Here is an 18,990-nt window from a genome sequence, read left to right on the forward strand (position 1 = left end):
GCGCGCGACAAGTGGCCCCGGCGCGAGCCCCGCTTCGCCGCCCGCTCGGGCGTTTTCAGGACGTGACCTTTGCGTCGTCCACCAGACGCCATTCGAAGCACCCCTTACTGCCCGCAAACAGCGGCCGGCAACCGGGTGGCATGGCCCGTAGAAAAGCTTTCAACTCATTGGGCGCGAGGCTGGCCGGCAGTTTCGCGTCGGGCGCGGCCGGATGAGTGCGCACGATCACCTCGCCGGAAATTTCGCCAATACTGCATTTCACCGCCTCGTTGGCCGTGCGCCGCTCAGCCTCGACACCTGCAATCGCAGCCTGCAAGGTTTCGCGATGACTCGCGCGCGCCTTGCCCTGTTCCGAGATCTGCGCCAGCGCCTTCAAAACCGGCGCCACGCTGTCACGGAGCTTCTGGAATGCGACTTTTTGCTCCACCGAAAGGGTCAGCTCCTGCCGGCGGACCTTGCCCGCGATGGTCAGGTAGTTTTCGACGCCAGGCCGGCCGCGCAGGGAATCGATCAGCTGCTTCGCCTCGTCGTCCGCCGCCTGCAATCCTTCCAGTTGCGCACGTGCGGCGGCAAGCAGTTCATGCTGCTCGCCGTCGGGTGGCAACAATATCGAAACCAGGGTTTCCGCTGACCCGTGCGCCCGCACTTCGGCGATCGACAATGCCGCAGCCCCCAGCACCGAGGCTTCCGCCAGCGCGATCTCCAGTTCATCGGCGAGGATGTCGCAGCCGACGGCGCGCTCGCTGATCACGACTCGCCGCCCGACGATGAGACTGTTCTCGGCGTGGCGGACCGTAACCTCGCCTCCGGGTGCGAGAATCGTCGCGCCGCTGGCCCGCCCTTCAATCATCACCTGGCCACCGTGGTTTACCACCGCGCCGCCTGAAAGGTTCTTCTTGAGGACAACCACTCCGCCTTTCGACACCACTTTGCCGAAGACATCGGCGAAAGTCGTGATATTCAGCCCCTCCACCACCCGGCCTTCCTGAATCTCGCCGTGCTCCTCGTATTCGTCGCCCATCAGCACAATATCGCCCGTGGTACGCAGGCTGACACCGCCACGGTTGATGATCTTTTCGGTCACCGACATCTTGCTGCTGTCGTTGTCGATATCGAGGAAACCATCGATCGTCGCCACCAGGTATTCGCCCTGCGGCGTATTTTCGATGCGTGTGCCGGAGCCGGCCAGCGCCGCGAAGTCGAGGTCTTTCGGCAGGGCCGGCGCCAGCGGCCGCCCATTCAGCTCCCGGCCGAGGTTCCCGAGCACCAGCGGCGTCTTGCGCAGCAGCTTCACCCCCGCGCGAATCTGCGGAAAGCGGTTGCGGAAACGCGCCAGGTTGATGCGACCGTCGGGAAGCAGGCCGGGCGCGTCGTCCCGGCGCAGCCCGTCGGACAACTCTTCGACGCCTGCGTCACGCCCCGCCGAGGGAGCCTTTGCGGCGGCGATCGTCTCCCGCCCGACATGGTCCTCGCCGATGGCCTTGCGGACGACTGCTTCGTCGACGCCGTAGCGCAAACCCTTCAGCCACATCTGGGCGATGAACTCGTCGAAATCGAGTCGGGTCTTCTGCGCCACCACGACCGCTTCGGTCCGCGCCGAACGCTGATCGCCCGTCTCGTTGGCCTCGGCGGACTGCTGCTCGACGGAGAACTCCAGGCTTACCGGCTCGAACAGATACTCCGCCCGCCCGCCCGAAATCTTCAGCCCGCGGTAAAGCACGCTCCTCAGCGGCAGGATATGCGAGATTCCCCGCGCAAAGCGCAGGCGCGACGGACGACCTGCCGCCTCGCACGCACCAATCTCATCGGCTACCACGCCGGGTTCGAAATCGTAGGCCAGCCGCAGGAAGACCGGGTAATCCAGTTCGCGGAAATACGCGCCGCGCACGAACAGACGATCCACCCATTCGCTGAAATCCGAAGACGCCCTGAAGCAGTTCAGATCGACCCACACACCGCTCTCATCCTTGATGATGAAACGCGGAAGCGGCTCGGCGCCCTCCTGTTGAAACTCAGCGTCTGCAACAACCATCAACCTGTCCTCACGCCCAAACATGCACTTGCATCTTACTCTCCCGCCGCACGGGCCGGTCACAGGGTTTACGCGACTCGCGGCAGCCCGAAAATTGTTCCGGACGGCTACTCCGTCTGAGTTAAGCTTGCCCGCGACCGGTACCCCCGACCCGTTATCCGTCCAGTCATGCCCTCCGAATTCGACCTGATCCGCCGCCACTTCACCCGTCCCGCCCATCACACCGAGCTTGCCGTCGGTGACGATGCGGCGCTGTTCACGCCGCGGCCCGGCACGCAGTTGGCGGTGTCGACCGACATGCTGGTCGCCGGCACGCACTTCTTCGCCGATACCGATCCTGAAGCCCTCGGCTGGAAGACGCTCGCGGTAAACGTTTCGGATCTTGCCGCGATGGGTGCCGAACCACGCTGGGCCTTGCTTGCGCTCTCGCTGCCGGCAGCCGATGACGCCTGGATCGGCGCACTGGCGCGCGGCTTTTTTGCCTGTGCGGATGCTTTCGGCGTCGACCTCGCCGGCGGTGACACCACCCGCGGCCCGCTCAACCTGTGCGTCACGATCTTCGGTGAAACACCGGTCGGCTCGGCGATCACGCGCGGCGGCGCGCATCGCGGCGACGACATCTGGATCACCGGGTCGCCAGGGCTCGCCGCGCTCGGACTCGCCCACCTGCGCGGCGAAATCACGCTCCGCGCCGACCATGCGCGCCGCTGCCTCGATGCACTGCACCGCCCGCAACCGCGCGTCGCGTTCGGCCGGGCCCTGCGCGGCGTTGCAAGCGCGATGCTCGACGTTTCCGACGGCCTGCTCGGCGACCTCGGGCACATCCTCGAATGTTCCAATTGTGGCGCCATCGTCGATACGAACGCCCTGCCGCTCGACCCGCTGCGCGCCGCCGGAGCCGACGCCCTGCTGGCGCGACGCTGCCTGCTCTCGGGCGGCGACGATTACGAACTCCTGTTCACCGCCCCCGCCACACAACGCGACGCCCTCGTCGCACTGAGCCGACAGCAGGCGCTGCCGCTGTCCCGCATCGGCACGATCACCGACACGCCCGATCAGTTGCTGCTACGCGAAGCGGACGGCAGCGAGCACACGACGCCGCACAACGGCTACGATCACTTCGCCTGACATACCTGTTTTCCATCCAAGCGCCCGCCACCATGCGCCCCACACGCCGCCTGCTCCTGAGCCATCCGGCTCACTTCATCTCACTGGGCTTCGGCTCCGGCCTGTCGCCTTACGCCCCGGGGACCGCCGGCACCCTTGCCGCATGGCTGCTCTACCCCTTGTTGCGTGCGCCGATCTCGGACTTCGTGTTTCTCGCGCTGCTCACCAGTTTCTTTGTCGCTGGCGTCATCGCAGCCGACCGCACCGGTCGCGCCCTTGGCGTGCCCGATCACGGCGCGATCGTATGGGACGAGATGGTTGCCTTCTGGCTCGTGCTGTTCTTCACGCCGGCCAGCCTGTTGTGGCAAACCGTGGCGTTCGTGCTGTTCCGCTTCTTCGACATCGTCAAGCCACAGCCCATTCGCTGGGCTGACAGCCGCGTCAAGGGCGGCTTCGGCGTCATGCTCGACGACCTGATCGCTGCCGCTTACGCCGTCCTCGCCCTCGCAGTGTTCGTGCACCTGTTCGGATGATGCAATGGACTCACAACTGAACACCTTGTCGCGCGACGTGGGCGACTGGCTCGGCGCACGCAACGCGAAACTCGCCTGCGCCGAATCCTGCACCGGCGGCTGGGTCGCGGAAGTCGTCACCGCCACCGCCGGCAGCTCGGCGTGGTTCGATTGCGGCTTCGTCACCTACTCCAATGAAGCCAAAAAGGATCTCCTGGGCGTCTCGCCCGCCACCCTGGAACGCTACGGCGCGGTCAGTGAAGAGACCGTGTGCGAGATGGTCGCCGGCACGCTGGCACGCAGCCGCGCGGACCTGGCGCTGGCAATCTCGGGCGTGGCCGGCCCTGGCGGCGGCAGCGCTGCCAAACCGGTCGGGATGGTGTGTTTCGCGTGGGGCGAACGCAAGGGCGGAATCCGCAGTGAAACCCGGCACTTCGCCGGCGACCGCGAGGCGGTGCGGCGCCAGGCGGTCATTCACGCGCTCCGCGAATTAATGACAAACGACTTTTCCGCGGCACGCTGACGTGTCGATCCACACGCCAGCAATCTCTGTGCCATAATTCACGAACGTTTAGAAAGGACAGGACATGGACGACAACAAGGCCAAGGCCCTCGCCGCCGCGCTCTCACAAATCGAGAAGCAGTTCGGCAAGGGTTCGATCATGCGGATGGGCGACGGCAACGTCGAACGGGACATCCAGACCGTCTCCACCGGCTCGCTCGGACTGGACATCGCACTCGGTCTCGGCGGCCTGCCGCGCGGCCGGGTGGTCGAGATCTACGGACCGGAGTCCTCCGGCAAGACCACGCTGACACTGCAGGTCATCGCCGAGATGCAGAAGCTCGGGGGCACCGCGGCCTTCATCGATGCCGAACATGCGCTCGACGTCGGCTACGCGGAAAAGCTCGGCGTGAACATCACGGACCTACTGATCTCCCAGCCCGACACCGGCGAACAGGCGCTCGAGATCGCCGACATGCTGGTGCGTTCGGGCGGTGTAGACATCGTCGTCATCGACTCGGTCGCCGCGCTGACGCCGAAAGCCGAAATCGAGGGCGAGATGGGCGACCAGTTGCCCGGCCTGCAGGCCCGCCTGATGAGTCAGGCGCTGCGCAAGCTGACGGCGAACATCAACCGCACGAACACGATGGTGATCTTCATCAACCAGATCCGCATGAAGATCGGTGTGATGTTCGGCAGCCCCGAGACCACCACCGGCGGCAACGCGCTGAAGTTCTATGCGTCCGTGCGCCTCGACATCCGTCGCACCGGCGCGATCAAGAAGGGCGATGAAGTGGTCGGTTCCGAGACGCGCGTCAAGGTCGTCAAGAACAAGGTCGCACCACCGTTCAAGGAAGCGCACTTCGACATCCTTTACGGGGAAGGCGTGTCGCGCGAGGGCGAGATCATCGACCTCGGCGTGCAGCACAAGATCGTCGACAAGTCCGGCGCCTGGTACGCCTACAACGGCGACAAGATCGGTCAGGGCAAGGACAACTCGCGCGAGTTCTTGCGCGCCAACCCGGCGCTCGCACGCGAAATCGAGAACAAGGTTCGCGTCGCCGTCGGCCTGAAGGAAATGACGACCGATCTCGGCCAACCGGCAGCCTCCGCCGCAGCCTGATCACAAGGCCATGGCGGACACCAGCTTGCGTGAACGCGCCCTGCGGCACCTCGCGCGGCGCGATCATTCGCGTGTCGAACTCACCCGCAAGCTGGCGCCGCACGGCACCGCCGAAGAGATCGAGGAGATACTGGACCGCATGACCGAGCTCGGATTGCTCAGCGACAACCGTTTTGCCGAGGCCTGGGTACGCGGCAAGGCTGGGCGCTTCGGCAGCGCGCGCTTGCGCCACGATCTGGCGCAGCGCGGCGTGCCACGCGACACCATCGACGCGGCGCTGGACGCCGAATGTACTGAGGGCGAGATTGAGCGCGCGCGTGCCGTCTGGAACAGCAAGTTCGGCGGCGCCCCCGCTGACGCGCGCGAATGGGCGCGGCAAGCGCGCTTCCTGCAAAGCCGCGGCTTTGCAGGCGACGTGATTCGCAAGTTACTGAAAGAGAGCCCCGATGAGTCTGCTTAAGGTCGCCGGACTGCAGAAGCGCTACAAGGCGCGCACCGTTGTCCACGATGTCGGCTTCGAAGTCGGCAGCGGCGAAGTCGTCGGTCTGCTCGGCCCCAACGGCGCGGGCAAGACCACCTGTTTCTACATGATCGTCGGGCTCGTACGCGCCGACGGCGGCGACATCACGCTCGATGACGCACAGCTTACCCATCTGCCGATCCACGCGCGCGCGCGCCTGGGCCTATCCTACCTGCCGCAGGAAATGAGCGTGTTCCGCAAGCTCACGGTGGCCGAGAACATCCGCGCCGTACTCGAACTGCAGGACCTCGACAACGACAGGATCGAGGCGCGCCTCGAGGAACTGCTCGAAGAACTCGGCATCGCGCACCTGCGCGACAGCACTGCAATCTCACTGTCCGGGGGCGAACGCCGGCGCTGCGAGATCGCCCGTGCGCTGGCAACCGACCCGCGCCTGATCCTGCTCGACGAGCCGTTTGCGGGCGTCGACCCGATTGCGGTACTCGACATCCAGAAGATCATCCGCTTTCTGCGCGACCGCGGTATCGGCGTGCTGATCACCGACCACAACGTGCGCGAGACGCTGGGTATCTGCAACCGCGCCTACATCATCAGCGAAGGGCGCGTGCTGGCCAGCGGCCGCCCGAATGAAATCGTCGCCAACGAGCAGGTCCGCCAGGTCTACCTTGGCGAGCACTTCCGACTCTGAGCCACACTCCGCCGCAGTGCTATGAAGCCCTCCCTCCAGCTCAAGATCTCTCAGCACCTTACGCTGACACCACAGCTGCAGCAGTCGATCAAGCTGCTGCAACTTTCCACCCTGGAACTGAACCAGGAGCTCGAGCGCTTCCTGCTGGAAAATCCCATGCTCGAGCGCGAGGACGGCGACGGCAGCGATTTCGCGCCGCCCCCGTCGGAGGCCTTATCGTCACCGTCATCCTCGACCACCAGCAGTGAATCCGAAAGCCCTGCGCCCGCAGATGAACAGCGCACCGACGCGGAACCCGCCAACTTCGACGAAGCCGGCGAATGGTCAAGCGCCGGCAGCGGATCATCGAACCGCGACGACGACGACGACACCGACTTCCAGGAACTGCAAGCCGCCGGCACCTGCCTGCGCGACTATCTCGACCAGCAGGTCAGCCTGTCGCCACTCTCGGACCGCGACCGCGCGCTGGTGCGCTTCATCATCGAGGCCCTGGACGATGACGGCTACCTCAACCAGTCGTTGGAAGACCTGCTGCCGCTGCTGCCGCCGGAACTCGAATACGACCTCGACGATCTGTCGATCGCGCTGCATCACGTGCAGAACCTCGACCCGGCCGGCATCGGCGCGCGCAATCCGCGGGAGTGCCTGAGCCTGCAACTGCGCGCGATGCCCTCCGGGCTGACGCGCGACCTCGCGTTGAAGATCGTCGACGAACATCTGGAGCTGCTGGCCGAACGCAATTTCCTGCGCCTGAAGCGTTCCCTGGGCTGCGACGACGACGCCCTGCGCAGCGCGCACGCCCTGATCTGCAGTCTCGACCCGCACCCCGGTTCGCAGCACTCGGTGCAGGAAACACGCTATATCCTGCCCGACGTCGTGGTGCGCAAGATACGCAGCCGCTGGGTCGTCAGCCTTAATCCGGAGGCAATGCCGAAGCTGCGCATCAACTCCCTGTACGCGAGCATCCTGCAGCAGAACCGCGGCTCGGGCGGTGCGCTGACCAGCCAACTGCAGGAAGCACGCTGGCTGATCAAGAACGTGCAACAACGTTTCGACACGATTTTACGGGTTTCCCAAGCCATCGTTGACCAGCAGCGACAGTTCTTCGATTATGGCGATGTGGCGATGCGACCTCTGACGTTGAGGGAGATCGCGGACCAGCTGGAGCTGCACGAGTCCACGGTCTCGCGGGTCACGACGCAGAAATTCATGGCCACACCGCGCGGCGTGTTCGAACTGAAGTATTTTTTCGGCAGCCACGTTGCCACCGACACCGGTGGGGCGGCTTCTTCCACTGCGATTCGCGCGCTGATTCGTCAGCTGGTGGAAGCCGAAGACAGGAAAAAACCCCTGTCCGACGCGAAAATTGCCGAATTGTTGGGCCAGCAGGGTATCGTGGTAGCGCGGAGAACCATCGCAAAATACCGCGAATCACTCAATATCCCGCCGGTCAGCCTGCGCAAAACGATCTGACAATACGAGGAATCATCATGAATCTCACCATCAACGGACATCACGTCGAAGTCACCCCCGCGATCCGCGAATACGTCAATACCAAACTGGATCGGGTCATCCGCCACTTCGACAACGTGACCAGCGTCAATGTGATTCTTTCGGTAGAAAAACTGAAGCAGAAAGCGGAAGTGACGCTGCACGTTCGCGGCAAGGACATCTATGTCGAGAGCGATGATGGTGACATGTACGCCGCCATCGACAGCATGGTCGACAAGCTTGATCGGCAGGTTCTGAAGTACAAGGGCAAGAACCACGATCACGGTCACGATACGCTGAAGCATCAACAACCCACGGAACTGTGATCCATTTCCTCGTGCTCCCGGTCTAGGGTGTGTTTATAATTCGCGCGTTTTCAACTCGCGCCTGCCACACGCCTCCCGACCTTTCCCGCGCCTGCACGGCACCGGCGAGTCCGGCGTCGCGCAGGCGGTGATCCGCATGAGCCTCATTGCCGAACTCCTGCCACCTTCAAACGTGGTCATCGATCTGGACGCGAGCAGCAAGAAGCGCGTCTTCGAACAGGCTGGCCTGCTGTTCGAGAACAATCAAGGCATTGCCCGCAGCGTAGTGTTTGACAGCCTGTTCTCGCGCGAGCGGCTCGGCTCGACGGGGCTGGGCCAGGGCATTGCGATCCCGCACGGCCGCATCAAGGGCCTGCGCGACGCCGCCGGCGCCTTTCTACGCCTCGCCACGCCGGTGCAGTTCGACGCCCCGGACGGCCGTCCTGTGACCATGCTGTTCGTGCTGCTGGTACCCGAGCAGGCCAACGAGCACCATCTCCAGTTGCTGTCCGAACTGGCGCAGATGTTCAGCGACCGCGACTTCCGCGAACAACTGCAGAACGCACCCGACACGACCACCATCCATTCCCTGTTCGCCTCCTGGGGTCCCCATGCGACAGACCAGCGTCGCGCGGCTGTATGAGTCTCGCCGCGAACGGCTGGAGCTGACCCACGTCAGCGGCCGGCTCGACCGGGTCATGTCGGTCACCGAAGAGCGCATCTGGCCCGCCGATCTGGTCGGTCACCTCAACCTGATTCACCCCACCCGCGTGCAGATTCTCGGCGCCGCCGAACTCGCGTGGGCGCAGCGCCAGTCGCGCGACAAGGTCGCCCATCACCTCACCGAGATCATCGGTGCGCATCCGCCGGCGATCATCGTCGCCGACAACTGCGAGATCCCCGACATCCTGCGCGGCATCTGTGAATATGCCGATGTCGCGCTGATTACCACGCCACTCCCCGCGGCCAGCGTGATCGACCAGCTGCGCCTGTACCTTTCGCGCGAACTCGCTGAAAAAATTTCGCTGCACGGCGTATTCATGGACGTGCTCGGAATCGGCGTATTCATCACCGGCAGCTCCGGCGCCGGCAAATCCGAACTCGCGCTGGAACTGATCTCGCGCGGTCACGGCCTGGTCGCCGACGATATCGTCGAGTTCGCGTGCATCGCGCCGACAGTGCTGGAAGGGCGCTGTCCCGACATGCTGAAGGACTTCATCGAGGTACGCGGGCTGGGGATCCTCAATATCCGCACGATCTTCGGAGAAACCGCGTGCCGGCGGAAAATGCGCCTGCGCCTGATCGTGCACCTTGAGCGCCGCCTGCCCGGCCAGTCCGACCCATCACGCTTGCCGATACAACGCGAAACCCAGAACATCCTCGGCGTACCCGTGATCCGCGCGACCCTGCCGGTCGCGGCGGGACGCAATATTGCGGTGCTGCTGGAAGCCGCGGTGCGCTCGACGATCCTGCAACTGCGTGGCCTCGACTCCACGCAGGAGTTCATCGACCGCCAGCAACGCATGCTCGACGCCGAGCAGGGCACGTACTGATCCGGCACCGGGCGCACGTGCCGGGGCGCCCGCCTGACGCACGCCGACACTTCCGGGCGGCAGGCACGCTCGTGCGACTCATCCCGACATTACATTGACTCTTGCCGCAGTGCCGCATCGGCTGCTACGCTCGACGTCTTTGCGCCCCCAGGCACAGGCCCCGATCATGACCGCTGCAACGCCGGACTATCTGGAAAAAATCCTCAACGCCCGGGTCTACGACGTCGCCGAGGAAACCCCGCTCGACCTCGCGACCAACTTGTCGGCACGCGTGCATAACCGCGTGTATCTGAAGCGCGAGGACATGCAGCCGGTGTTCAGCTTCAAGCTGCGCGGGGCCTACAACAAGATGGCGCACCTGTCGCCACAGGCGCTCAAGCGCGGCGTGATCTGCGCGTCCGCCGGCAACCATGCGCAGGGGGTGGCGCTGTCGGCACAGAAGCTCGGCGTGCGCGCGGTCATCGTGATGCCGACCTCGACGCCGCTAATCAAGGTCGACGCGGTCAAGGCCCGCGGTGGCGAGGTCGTGCTGGCCGGCGACTCCTATTCCGACGCCTATGCCCATTCGGTGGAACTGGAGAAAACGGAGAAGCTGACTTTCGTCCATCCCTACGACGACCCCGACGTCATCGCCGGTCAGGGCACGATCGGCATGGAGATCCTGCGCGCCCATCCCGACCCGATCCACGCGATCTTCTGTGCAGTGGGCGGCGGCGGACTGATTGCCGGTATCGCGGCCTACGTCAAGCGCCTGCGCCCGGAGACGAAGATCATCGGCGTCGAAACCGTGGATGCCGATGCGATGACCCGCTCGCTCGCCGCAGGCGAGCGCGTCGTCCTCGAACAGGTCGGCCTGTTTGCCGACGGCACTGCCGTCAAACAGGTCGGCGAAGAAACTTTCCGCCTGTGCCAGCAATACGTCGACGAGATGATCCTGGTCGACAACGACGCGATCTGCGCCGCGCTGAAGGATGTCTTCGAGGACACCCGCTCGATTCTCGAACCTTCCGGTGCGCTCGCCATCGCTGGCGCGAAGGAATACGTAAAGCGCCACAACCTGCATGGCAAGAGCCTCGTGGCGGTCGCCTCCGGCGCGAACATGAATTTCGACCGCTTGCGTTTCGTCGCCGAACGCGCCGAAGTCGGCGAACAGCGCGAGGCCGTTATTGCCGTCACGATTCCGGAGCGCCCCGGCTCGTTCCGCAAGTTCTGCAGCCTGGTCGGCAACCGGCATATCACCGAATTCAATTATCGCTATGCGGACCCGCAGCGCGCGCACATCTTCGTCGGCATCTCGGTGCATAACCGCGCCGAGGCGACACACGTGGTCGAGATGCTTGAACGCCACGAATTGCCCGCGGTGGACCTCACCGACGACGAAATGGCAAAGAGCCACATCCGCTACATGGTTGGTGGGCGCGCCCCGCACGTGGATAACGAACTCGTGTACCGCTTCGAGTTTCCCGAGCGCCCGGGCGCGCTGATGAATTTCCTGACCAACCTGCATTCGGACTGGAACATCAGTCTCTTCCACTACCGCAATCACGGCGCGGATTTCGGCCGCGTGCTGGTCGGCATGCAGGTGCCGCCCGAGGACAAGGGGGCATTCCAGGGCTTCCTCGACCGCCTGGGCTACGAATACGCCGACGAATCCGCCAACCCGGCCTACCGCATGTTCCTCGGTTGACGCGACGTGGCCGGAAAAGCACCGCGCTCGGTCAGGATCCAGTCCATCGGCCGGTCGTGCGCCTGCGGCCCCACATCGTCGACACGCGCGAACTCGAAGCCCAGGCCGACGGCAACGGGATTCATTACCGCCAGCGTACGGTCGAAATATCCGCCCCCGTAGCCGACCCGGTAACCCGCCGCATCGAAGGCGTTGCAGGGCACAAGCACGACGTCGGGGATGCGCGGCTCGCCGTCGGGAGGATGCGGGATGCCGTGACGGTCGAGCGGCATGTCCATCCCCGGCATCCAGCGGCGAAACTCCATTGGACCAGCCTGATGGGGCACCACCGGCAGGACGGCAACGCGCGCCGCATCAGCGGCCAGCCAGTGCGCAACCCACGTGCGCAGATCGGGCTCGCCGCGATAAGGCCAGCAAAAGCCGAGCGTCGTCGGGGCGAGCCGCGCGAGCAGTTCGCCGAGGTGGGTTTCGAGCTGACGCATCAGCGCCGCACGATGCGTCGCAGTCAGGGCTTCCCGCGCGGCGATGGTGCGTGCACGCAGGGTCTTGCGTTGCTGCGCGGATTCGGTGGCGGGGGCAGGAAGTTCTGGATTCACTGTGATATGGTCGGACGGTTTTAAAGGGGATCGCAAGGGATGGCAAAGAGTTTGTGGGCAACGCTGGCATTGGTGCTGGCGAGCCTGAGTCCGGGTGCCCACGGGCAGCTCGGGGATGACCGGATTCTGGCAGCGCGCGATGCGCTGCGCACCGGAGACCACGTGACGCTGGATCGTCTGGCATACGAGCGCGAACCGCATGTGCTCGATTCGTATGTGCGCTACTGGCGCCTGTCCAGCATTCTGGCACGACCCGAGGCGCCGCCGAGTGACGAGTTGACCGAGTTCCTGCTACGCGAACCGGACAGCGTGCTGGCGGAGCGGCTGCGCACCGACTGGCTGCGGCGCATGGCGCGCGAACGCGACTGGACGGGTTTTCTGCAGCAGTATCCGGACTTGCGCGAACCGGACGCCGAGATGCGCTGCCTGCAGCGTAACGCCCGGCTAGAGTCCGGCGACATGGCGGTTCTCACCGAGGTGCATGAGCGCTGGATGGAACTGGCCGACAACCACAACGCCTGCGAGCCAGTGTTCCGTACGCTGGCGTTCGCGGGACACATCGGCAGCGATGAATTGTGGTGGCGGGCGCGCCGGCAGACGGATACCCGCAACCCTTCCAGTGCGCGGGCGACACTGTCATGGCTGCCTGTGCACGAAGCTCCCGCGATAGCCGAATTCGATCGCGCCATCAAGAGCCCGGGCCAGTATCTCGATCGACTGCCGGCGAGCTTTGCCGCGTCGCGCGCCGGCCGTGAGCTCGCCCTGGCGGCTCTGGTGCGGCTTGCACGCGAGGACGTGGCCGCTGCCCATGCGCGCTTCGCACGCATCGAGGAGCGGCTGAGTGCCGACGAACGCGCCTACGCCTCGGCCGTGCTCGGCCATCACGGCGCGCTGCAGCGCTCGCCCTTCGCCGCCGCATGGTTCCGCGCCGCCGGCAAGGTGCCATTGAGCAGCGAACAGCGCGCCTGGCGGATCCGCACGACACTGCGCGGCGAAGACTGGCCCGGCGTGCAGGCGGCGATCGAAAGTCTGCCGGCAACCGAGCAGGCGTTGCCGGAATGGACCTACTGGCTCGGCCGCGCATATGCCGCACTGGGGCGTCCGGCGGACGCCACGCCGCTGTATCAGCGCATCGCCGCCCAGCCGAACTTCTACGGCATGCTCGCCGCCGAAGAACTCGGCCAGCCTTTCGCGCCGCCGTCACGCAACGGCACGGTCACTGCCGACGACACCGCACGTGCCGAGGCCGATGCCGGACTGCGCCGTTCGCTCGCGCTCTACCGTCTGGACATGCGCACCGAAGCGATGCGCGAGTGGAACTGGGCCTTGCGCGGCCAGGATGACGGTTTCCTGATCGCGGCCGCGCGTCTTGCACTGCGTCACGAGATCTTCGATCGCGCAATCAACACCGCGGAGCGTACCGATCCGAAGGCGAACTTCGACCTGCGTTTTCTCGCGCCGTACCGGCAATTGGTGGAACCGCAAGTGCAGCAGCAGGGCCTGGACATGGCCTGGGTGTACGGTCTGATGCGCCAGGAAAGCCGCTTCATCGCCCCCGCGCGCTCAAGTGCCGGCGCGCAAGGGCTGATGCAGGTGATGCCGGCGACCGGGAAGTGGGTCGCCAACAAGATCGGACTCCCCAATTACAACCATGGCATGCTCACTGATCCGGACACCAACGTACTGCTCGGCACGAGCTACATGCGCCTGATCCTCGAAGACCTCGACAACCATCCGGTGCTGGCCTCGGCCGGCTACAATGCGGGACCCGGCCGCGCACGCAAATGGCGTGACGAGCGAGCCCTCGAAGGTGCAATCTATGCCGAAACGATCCCCTTCGACGAAACTCGCGATTATGTTAAAAAAGTAATGGCCAATGCCGTCATCTACGCCGCGATCTTCGAGGCGCGTCCGCAGTCACTGAAGGCCCGCCTCGGCACCATCGCGCCGCGGCTGGCGAGTGACCGGTAATATCCCGATAGTCCTTCGCATGGAGTTCTCAGCGTGAAAATGGAACGTGTCGTGCTCATCGGCGGGTCCGGTTTTGTGGGCCGCGTCATTGCCAACCGCCTGTCGCTCAGCGGCATCAGCGTGCTGGTGCCAACCCGTCGACGCAGCCGCGCGGGAGCACTGCTGCCGATTCCGACGGTCGATGTCGAGGAAGCCGATATCCATGATCCCGCCACGCTGACGCGCCTGCTCGCCGGTGCGGATGCGGTCGTGAACCTCGTCGGCATCCTGCATTCGCGTTCGGGCAGTCCCTACGGCGCGGACTTCGCGCGCGCCCACGTCGAGTTGCCGCGCAAGATCGTCGCCGCTTGCCGCGCCGCCAGCGTGCCGCGCCTGATCCACATCAGCGCGCTTGGCGCATCGGCGAACGCGCCGTCCGAATACCTGCGCTCGAAGGCCGCGGGCGAGGATGCGGTGCGCGCAGCGGGTGACGATCCGGCATGGACGATCCTGCGCCCGTCGGTGATGTTCGGTCGCGAGGACAACTTCCTCAACCTGTTCGCGCGGCTCGCGGGGCTGTTCCCCGTGCTGCCACTGGCGGGCGCGCACGCACGCTTCCAGCCGGTATGTGTCGAGGACGTGGCCGAGGTGGTGTGGCGCTGCCTGCTCGACGCGACAAGCATCGGCCAGACCTGGGAACTGGCCGGCCCGACCGTCTACACCCTGCGTCAGCTGGTCGAATACGTGAGCGAGCTGTCCGGGCACCCGCGTCCGATCATTGCATTGCCACAAGGTCTGGCGATGCTGCAGGCCAGACTGATGGAACTCGCGCCGCAACCGATGATGAGTCGCGACAATGTGCGCTCGATGCGCGTCGACAACGTCGCCAGCGGCGCTCCGCTGCCCTTCGGCATGATCCCCGCAGCGCTCGAAGTGGTTGCGCCGACCTACATCGGCGACAGTTTCCCGCGCGCCCGCTACTACGCGATGCGCAGCCGTTCGGGACACCACGACGGCTGAACGCGGCTACCCACGCAGACCCCATGCAATTCCACACAGCCACACCGGAGACGAGCGCATGAAACTGATCATCGGCAACAAGAACTACTCTTCCTGGTCGCTGCGCGCCTGGCTTGCCGCGCGCGCCAGCGGGCAGATCTTCGAGGAAATCCGCATTGCGCTATTCATCGAAGGCAGCCGTGAGCGCATCCTGCAGCACTCGCCCTCTGGCAAGGTGCCGTGTGTGATCGACCACGGTCTGGCGGTATGGGATTCGCTGGCGATCTGCGAGTATCTCGCCGAGAAGTCTCCGGGCCTGTGGCCGACCGACCCGGCCGCGCGCGCAGTGGCGCGTTCCGTGAGCGCCGAAATGCACTCCGGCTTCACCGACCTGCGCCAGCACATGTCGATGAACATCCGCAAGGACTACGCCGGCAAGGGCCACACCCCCGCCGTCGACGCCAACATCGCACGCATCGAGGCGATCTGGAACGACTGCCGTGCACGCTTCGGCAGCAAGGCCACCCCGGGTGGCCCCTATCTGTTCGGCGCCTTCTCGGCCGCCGATGCAATGTATGCGCCGGTGTGCTTCCGCTTCCGCACCTATGGCATCCAGCCGGCGGGGGCGGCCGGCGAGTACCTCGCGGCGATGCTCGCCCATCCGCTGATGCGCGAATGGGAAACCGCCGCGCGTGACGAGAGCGAGTCGATTCCTGCCGAGGACCTCTACGGCTGATGCGTACCTACGTCGTCGGCGGCGCCGTCCGCGACCGCTTGCTCGGCCTGCCGGTGCAGGATCGTGACTGGGTGGTGGTCGGCGCGACGGTCGAGGACATGCTCGCACGGGGCTTTCGCCCCGTCGGCAAGGATTTTCCGGTTTTCCTGCACCCCAGGACCGGCGAGGAATATGCCCTCGCGCGCACCGAACGCAAGAGCGGCCGGGGGTACACCGGCTTCGTCGTGCACACCGCGCCCGACGTTACGCTCGAAGACGACCTGCTGCGCCGCGACCTGACGATCAATGCGATCGCCCAGGACGAGGACGGCACACTGATCGACCCCTACGGCGGGCAGTCCGACCTTCGGCTGCGCCTCTTCCGCCACGTCAGCCCGGCGTTCGCCGAGGACCCGGTACGCATCCTCCGCGTAGCGCGCTTCGCGGCGCGCTTCAGCGACTTTTCGGTGGCACCGGATACCCTGGCCCTGATGCGCGCGATGGTGGCCGACGGCGAGGTCGATCACCTCGTCGCCGAACGTGTGTGGCAGGAACTCGCACGCGGGCTGATGGAAGCGACCCCCTCGCGCATGCTGCGCGTGCTGCGCGAATGTGGCGCGCTGGCGCGCATCCTGCCGGAGGTCGATCGCCTGTTCGGCGTGCCGCAACCGGTCGAGCATCACCCGGAAGTCGACACCGGAGAACATGTGCTGGCCGTCGTCGATTACGCCGCCCGGACACAGCAGCCGCTGGCCGTGCGCTGGGCCTGTCTGCTGCACGATCTGGGCAAGGGCGATACGCCGGCGCATGTGTTGCCGCACCATTACGGTCACGAGGCGGCAAGCGCCGAACGCGCACGCAGCGTCTCGGAGCGCCTGCGCGCGCCGGTCGATTGCCGTGATCTCGCGATCATCTTCGCGCGCGAACATGGCATTCTTCACCAGGCGGCACAATTGCGGCCCGAGACGATCGTCAAACTGCTCGAACGCGCCGACGCCTTGCGGCGGCCGGAACGTTTCGGCCAGTTGCTTGATGCCGGTGCCTGTGATTTTTTTGGCCGCGTCGGCATGGGCGAACGCCGTTACACTCAGCGGGAAATCTGGCGTGCCGCGCTCACCGCTGTGCAGGCAGTCAATGCGGGCGAGATTGCGCAGGCATGTCGCGACAAATCGGCGATTCCGCAACAGGTGCATGCGGCACGGGTAGCCGCCGTGAAGGCGCTTCGCGGCCCGCAAGGTGGCAAGCGTGCCGGCGAGGACTGAGGGCCGCCAGGCGATGTAACAATCGCGTTACGCCGCGACTCAGATTGCGCGCAGAATCGCCCAGGCAAGCAGGGACAGGAGAATCGTGCTGGTGAATGGCAAATGAAATGCATGACCGCGCAGACTGAAATGCAGGTCGCCGGGGAGATGCCCGAGGCGCAGCGTGCGCGTCAGGCCGGGCCGGAACAGACCGGTTACCAGCACCATCAGCACGAGCACCACCAGCCACTTGAACATGCCCTTCTCCAGGCGCGAAACAAGCATTAGACCCCGCAAGGGGCCCGTATCGCAATGCGGCCGCGAACGACAATGCACGGCCCACAACAAGAACACATTGCCCCCCAACCCGACGACTGCAATACATGATTACGCTCTATACCTGGACCACCCCCAACGGCCGCAAGGTGTCCATTGCGCTCGAAGAACTCGGCCTGCCCTACGAGGTACGTCCGATCGATATCACCCGCGACGAACAGTTCGCCCCGGATTTTCTTGCACTCAACCCGAACCATCGCATTCCCGTCATCGTCGATAGCGACGGACCCGACGGCAAGCCGATCACGGTCATCGAGTCCGGGGCGATCCTGTTGTATCTTGCCGAGAAGACCGGCCGCCTGCTGCCGACCGACGCGCGGGCGCGCAGCGACGCGATCCAGTGGCTGATGTTCCAGATGGGCAACGTCGGCCCCATGCTCGGCCAGGCGCACCACTTCCTGCGCTATGCGCCGGAAGTGGTGCCCTACGCCGTCACGCGCTACTCGAAGGAAGCGGCGCGCCTCTACGGTGTGCTCAATACCCGCCTGACCGGCCGCGACTGGCTTGCCGGCACGGACTACTCGATCGCCGACATCGCCACCTTTCCGTGGATCGCCCGCCACGACTGGCAGGGTATCGATCTCGCGCACTTCCCCGAAGTGCAGCGCTGGTACAACGCAATCGCCGCCCGCCCCGCAGTGGCCCGTGGCATGGAGGTGGGAAAATGAATGCCAACCGTTTCGGCGATCTCGAGGTCATCGCCCGCAGCCCCGCCGGCAAGCCCGCCTGCACCACCCCGCTGCTGTTCATCCACGGTGCCTACACCGGCGCGTGGTGCTGGGAGGAACATTTCCTGCCGTATTTCGCCGACGCCGGCTACGCCTGTTACGCGCTGTCGCTGTCCGGTCACGGCGCGAGCCGCCGGCGCGGGCCGCTCGACAGTTTCTCGATCGACGACTATGTGCGCGACGTCGCCGAAGTCGTGGAAAAGCTGCCCGGAACACCGGCGCTGATCGGCCATTCGATGGGCGGCCTCGTCGTGCAGAAGTATCTGGAACGCGCCAGCGTTCCCGCTGCAGTGCTGCTGTGCTCGGTCCCGCCACAGGGGCTGATGGGTTCGGCGATCGGGCTGATGTTCAACAAGCCCAACCTGATCAACGACCTCAACCGCATTCTCAACGGCGGCCATCCCGACCCGGATGGCCTGCGCGAAGCGCTGTTCCACCAGCCGATCACGGTCGAGACGCTGATGCGTTACTACCGCAAGTGCCAGCCAGAATCGCACCGTGCGATCTGGGACATGACGCTGTTCAACCTGCCGCAACCGGGGCGCATGCACCGCCCGCCGATGCTGATCATGGGGGCCGAGCACGACCATCTGATTCCGCCGGCGCAGGTAGCGATGACGGCCGCCACCTACGGCGAGCCAGCACACATCATGCCTGGCATGGGGCACGGCGTGATGCTGGAGCAGGACTGGTTCAAGGTCGCCGAGCACATCGCGGCGTGGCTTCCGACACAAATTGCATGAAATAGCACTGGCAATCGCAATCATTTCGATTCATGATTAAATCGTGGGTGCCGTCGGGGCACCCTGCCAGTCCTGCCGACCAGCGTGATTCGGGCGGTGGCGCTGCCAACATCGCGGAAGCCCGAGCGTTCCGGTGGGTTAATTCAAGTATCCGCCGCCGCTGCCGATAAAACGGTCAGGGAGCCGAACCACCGGACCACA

General features: G+C 65.1%; 20 protein-coding genes. 17 read left to right on the plus strand and 3 right to left on the minus strand.

The genetic code is table 11. The features are described 5' to 3' along the window. Positions 1–55: 55 nt before the first annotated feature. Positions 56–2,251, minus strand: a complete 2,196-nt coding sequence (locus GPA25_RS11050; RefSeq protein ID WP_343034901.1) for a flagellar assembly protein A — start codon at positions 2,249–2,251, stop codon at positions 56–58. Here GPA25_RS11050 and thiL point away from each other — a divergent pair. The 11 genes from thiL to ilvA all read left to right on the plus strand — a co-directional run bounded on the left by thiL (position 2,201) and on the right by ilvA (position 11,481). Next, positions 2,201–3,160, plus strand: a complete 960-nt coding sequence (gene thiL, locus GPA25_RS11055; protein WP_169260442.1) for a thiamine-phosphate kinase — start codon at positions 2,201–2,203, stop codon at positions 3,158–3,160. The two genes, GPA25_RS11050 and thiL, sit on opposite strands and share 51 nt — an antisense overlap. 32 nt (positions 3,161–3,192) lie before the next feature. Further along, positions 3,193–3,672, plus strand: coding sequence for a phosphatidylglycerophosphatase A family protein (locus GPA25_RS11060; RefSeq protein ID WP_169260443.1), 480 nt, complete (start codon positions 3,193–3,195; stop codon positions 3,670–3,672). Positions 3,673–3,676: 4 nt separating this feature from the next. Continuing rightward, a complete protein-coding gene (pncC, locus tag GPA25_RS11065; protein WP_169260444.1) occupies positions 3,677–4,174 on the plus strand; it encodes a nicotinamide-nucleotide amidase in 498 nt (165 codons plus the stop codon). A 64-nt stretch (positions 4,175–4,238) separates the two neighbouring features. Continuing rightward, positions 4,239–5,276, plus strand: a complete 1,038-nt coding sequence (recA, locus tag GPA25_RS11070; protein WP_169260445.1) for a recombinase RecA — start codon at positions 4,239–4,241, stop codon at positions 5,274–5,276. 10 nt (positions 5,277–5,286) lie between these two features. Continuing rightward, a complete protein-coding gene (gene recX, locus GPA25_RS11075; protein ID WP_169260446.1) occupies positions 5,287–5,736 on the plus strand; it encodes a recombination regulator RecX in 450 nt (149 codons plus the stop codon). After that, positions 5,723–6,445, plus strand: coding sequence for an LPS export ABC transporter ATP-binding protein (lptB, locus tag GPA25_RS11080; protein ID WP_169260447.1), 723 nt, complete (start codon positions 5,723–5,725; stop codon positions 6,443–6,445). Before recX ends, lptB begins: the two co-directional genes overlap by 14 nt. Positions 6,446–6,466: 21 nt before the next feature. Then, on the plus strand, positions 6,467–7,918 hold the full coding sequence (locus tag GPA25_RS11085) for an RNA polymerase factor sigma-54 (protein ID WP_169260448.1): 1,452 nt from the start codon (positions 6,467–6,469) through the stop codon (positions 7,916–7,918). A 17-nt stretch (positions 7,919–7,935) separates the two neighbouring features. Beyond that, positions 7,936–8,262: a ribosome hibernation-promoting factor, HPF/YfiA family gene (gene hpf, locus GPA25_RS11090; protein WP_169260449.1), complete on the plus strand. Its 327-nt coding sequence runs from the start codon at positions 7,936–7,938 to the stop codon at positions 8,260–8,262. Between the two features lie 136 nt (positions 8,263–8,398). Next, entirely contained in the window at positions 8,399–8,884 is a 486-nt protein-coding gene (gene ptsN / locus GPA25_RS11095; protein WP_169260450.1) for a PTS IIA-like nitrogen regulatory protein PtsN, read from the plus strand. After that, positions 8,853–9,794 (plus strand): HPr(Ser) kinase/phosphatase, encoded by a 942-nt coding sequence (gene hprK / locus GPA25_RS11100; protein ID WP_169260451.1) that lies wholly within the window; start codon positions 8,853–8,855, stop codon positions 9,792–9,794. Before ptsN ends, hprK begins: the two co-directional genes overlap by 32 nt. A 166-nt stretch (positions 9,795–9,960) precedes the next feature. Further along, positions 9,961–11,481: a threonine ammonia-lyase, biosynthetic gene (gene ilvA, locus GPA25_RS11105; protein WP_169260452.1), complete on the plus strand. Its 1,521-nt coding sequence runs from the start codon at positions 9,961–9,963 to the stop codon at positions 11,479–11,481. Here the strand turns inward: ilvA and GPA25_RS11110 are convergent. Beyond that, positions 11,460–12,077 carry a 5-formyltetrahydrofolate cyclo-ligase gene (locus GPA25_RS11110; RefSeq protein WP_425486384.1) on the minus strand — a complete coding sequence of 206 codons (618 nt, stop codon included), beginning with the start codon at positions 12,075–12,077 and terminating at the stop codon, positions 11,460–11,462. The genes ilvA and GPA25_RS11110 overlap by 22 nt on opposite strands. 39 nt (positions 12,078–12,116) lie before the next feature. On the opposite strand from GPA25_RS11110, the gene GPA25_RS11115 reads away from it, so the two are divergent. From GPA25_RS11115 to GPA25_RS11130, 4 genes are read left to right on the plus strand one after another with little or no spacing between them, the layout of a single operon-like run. Beyond that, entirely contained in the window at positions 12,117–14,048 is a 1,932-nt protein-coding gene (locus GPA25_RS11115; protein ID WP_169260453.1) for a lytic transglycosylase domain-containing protein, read from the plus strand. A gap of 33 nt (positions 14,049–14,081) precedes the next feature. Next, a complete protein-coding gene (locus GPA25_RS11120; RefSeq protein ID WP_169260454.1) occupies positions 14,082–15,047 on the plus strand; it encodes an NAD-dependent epimerase/dehydratase family protein in 966 nt (321 codons plus the stop codon). Between the two features lie 58 nt (positions 15,048–15,105). Further along, the gene (locus tag GPA25_RS11125; protein WP_169260455.1) at positions 15,106–15,762 is read left to right on the plus strand and encodes a glutathione S-transferase family protein; all 657 of its coding nucleotides are present in this window, start codon (positions 15,106–15,108) and stop codon (positions 15,760–15,762) included. Next, the gene (locus GPA25_RS11130; protein WP_169260456.1) at positions 15,762–17,003 is read left to right on the plus strand and encodes a multifunctional CCA addition/repair protein; all 1,242 of its coding nucleotides are present in this window, start codon (positions 15,762–15,764) and stop codon (positions 17,001–17,003) included. The genes GPA25_RS11125 and GPA25_RS11130 overlap by 1 nt, the downstream gene beginning before the upstream one ends. 39 nt (positions 17,004–17,042) lie before the next feature. Here GPA25_RS11130 and GPA25_RS11135 read toward each other — a convergent pair whose 3' ends face one another. Continuing rightward, positions 17,043–17,240: a DUF2905 domain-containing protein gene (locus tag GPA25_RS11135; RefSeq protein WP_169260457.1), complete on the minus strand. Its 198-nt coding sequence runs from the start codon at positions 17,238–17,240 to the stop codon at positions 17,043–17,045. Positions 17,241–17,365: 125 nt separating this feature from the next. Here GPA25_RS11135 and GPA25_RS11140 point away from each other — a divergent pair, with 125 nt between their 5' ends. Both GPA25_RS11140 and GPA25_RS11145 read left to right on the plus strand, forming a co-directional pair. Beyond that, on the plus strand, positions 17,366–17,986 hold the full coding sequence (locus GPA25_RS11140) for a glutathione S-transferase family protein (protein ID WP_169260458.1): 621 nt from the start codon (positions 17,366–17,368) through the stop codon (positions 17,984–17,986). Continuing rightward, positions 17,983–18,789 (plus strand): alpha/beta hydrolase, encoded by an 807-nt coding sequence (locus GPA25_RS11145; RefSeq protein WP_169260459.1) that lies wholly within the window; start codon positions 17,983–17,985, stop codon positions 18,787–18,789. Before GPA25_RS11140 ends, GPA25_RS11145 begins: the two co-directional genes overlap by 4 nt. Positions 18,790–18,990: the final 201 nt, after the last annotated feature.

Source organism: Aromatoleum diolicum (genome assembly GCF_012910955.1).
Classification (GTDB): Bacteria; Pseudomonadota; Gammaproteobacteria; order Burkholderiales; family Rhodocyclaceae; genus Aromatoleum; species Aromatoleum diolicum.

What these genes read in the sequence shown, in the direction of transcription:
- thiL (WP_169260442.1), top strand. Translation starts at nt 2,201, where the DNA reads ATGCCCTCCGAATTCGACCTGATCCGCCGCCACTTCACCCGTCCCGCC.
- GPA25_RS11050 (WP_343034901.1), bottom strand. Translation starts at nt 2,251, where the DNA reads ATGGGCGGGACGGGTGAAGTGGCGGCGGATCAGGTCGAATTCGGAGGG.
- GPA25_RS11060 (WP_169260443.1), top strand. Translation starts at nt 3,193, where the DNA reads ATGCGCCCCACACGCCGCCTGCTCCTGAGCCATCCGGCTCACTTCATC.
- pncC (WP_169260444.1), top strand. Translation starts at nt 3,677, where the DNA reads ATGGACTCACAACTGAACACCTTGTCGCGCGACGTGGGCGACTGGCTC.
- recA (WP_169260445.1), top strand. Translation starts at nt 4,239, where the DNA reads ATGGACGACAACAAGGCCAAGGCCCTCGCCGCCGCGCTCTCACAAATC.
- recX (WP_169260446.1), top strand. Translation starts at nt 5,287, where the DNA reads ATGGCGGACACCAGCTTGCGTGAACGCGCCCTGCGGCACCTCGCGCGG.
- lptB (WP_169260447.1), top strand. Translation starts at nt 5,723, where the DNA reads ATGAGTCTGCTTAAGGTCGCCGGACTGCAGAAGCGCTACAAGGCGCGC.
- GPA25_RS11085 (WP_169260448.1), top strand. Translation starts at nt 6,467, where the DNA reads ATGAAGCCCTCCCTCCAGCTCAAGATCTCTCAGCACCTTACGCTGACA.
- hpf (WP_169260449.1), top strand. Translation starts at nt 7,936, where the DNA reads ATGAATCTCACCATCAACGGACATCACGTCGAAGTCACCCCCGCGATC.
- ptsN (WP_169260450.1), top strand. Translation starts at nt 8,399, where the DNA reads ATGAGCCTCATTGCCGAACTCCTGCCACCTTCAAACGTGGTCATCGAT.
- hprK (WP_169260451.1), top strand. Translation starts at nt 8,853, where the DNA reads ATGCGACAGACCAGCGTCGCGCGGCTGTATGAGTCTCGCCGCGAACGG.
- ilvA (WP_169260452.1), top strand. Translation starts at nt 9,961, where the DNA reads ATGACCGCTGCAACGCCGGACTATCTGGAAAAAATCCTCAACGCCCGG.
- GPA25_RS11115 (WP_169260453.1), top strand. Translation starts at nt 12,117, where the DNA reads ATGGCAAAGAGTTTGTGGGCAACGCTGGCATTGGTGCTGGCGAGCCTG.
- GPA25_RS11125 (WP_169260455.1), top strand. Translation starts at nt 15,106, where the DNA reads ATGAAACTGATCATCGGCAACAAGAACTACTCTTCCTGGTCGCTGCGC.
- GPA25_RS11130 (WP_169260456.1), top strand. Translation starts at nt 15,762, where the DNA reads ATGCGTACCTACGTCGTCGGCGGCGCCGTCCGCGACCGCTTGCTCGGC.
- GPA25_RS11135 (WP_169260457.1), bottom strand. Translation starts at nt 17,240, where the DNA reads ATGTTCAAGTGGCTGGTGGTGCTCGTGCTGATGGTGCTGGTAACCGGT.
- GPA25_RS11140 (WP_169260458.1), top strand. Translation starts at nt 17,366, where the DNA reads ATGATTACGCTCTATACCTGGACCACCCCCAACGGCCGCAAGGTGTCC.
- GPA25_RS11145 (WP_169260459.1), top strand. Translation starts at nt 17,983, where the DNA reads ATGAATGCCAACCGTTTCGGCGATCTCGAGGTCATCGCCCGCAGCCCC.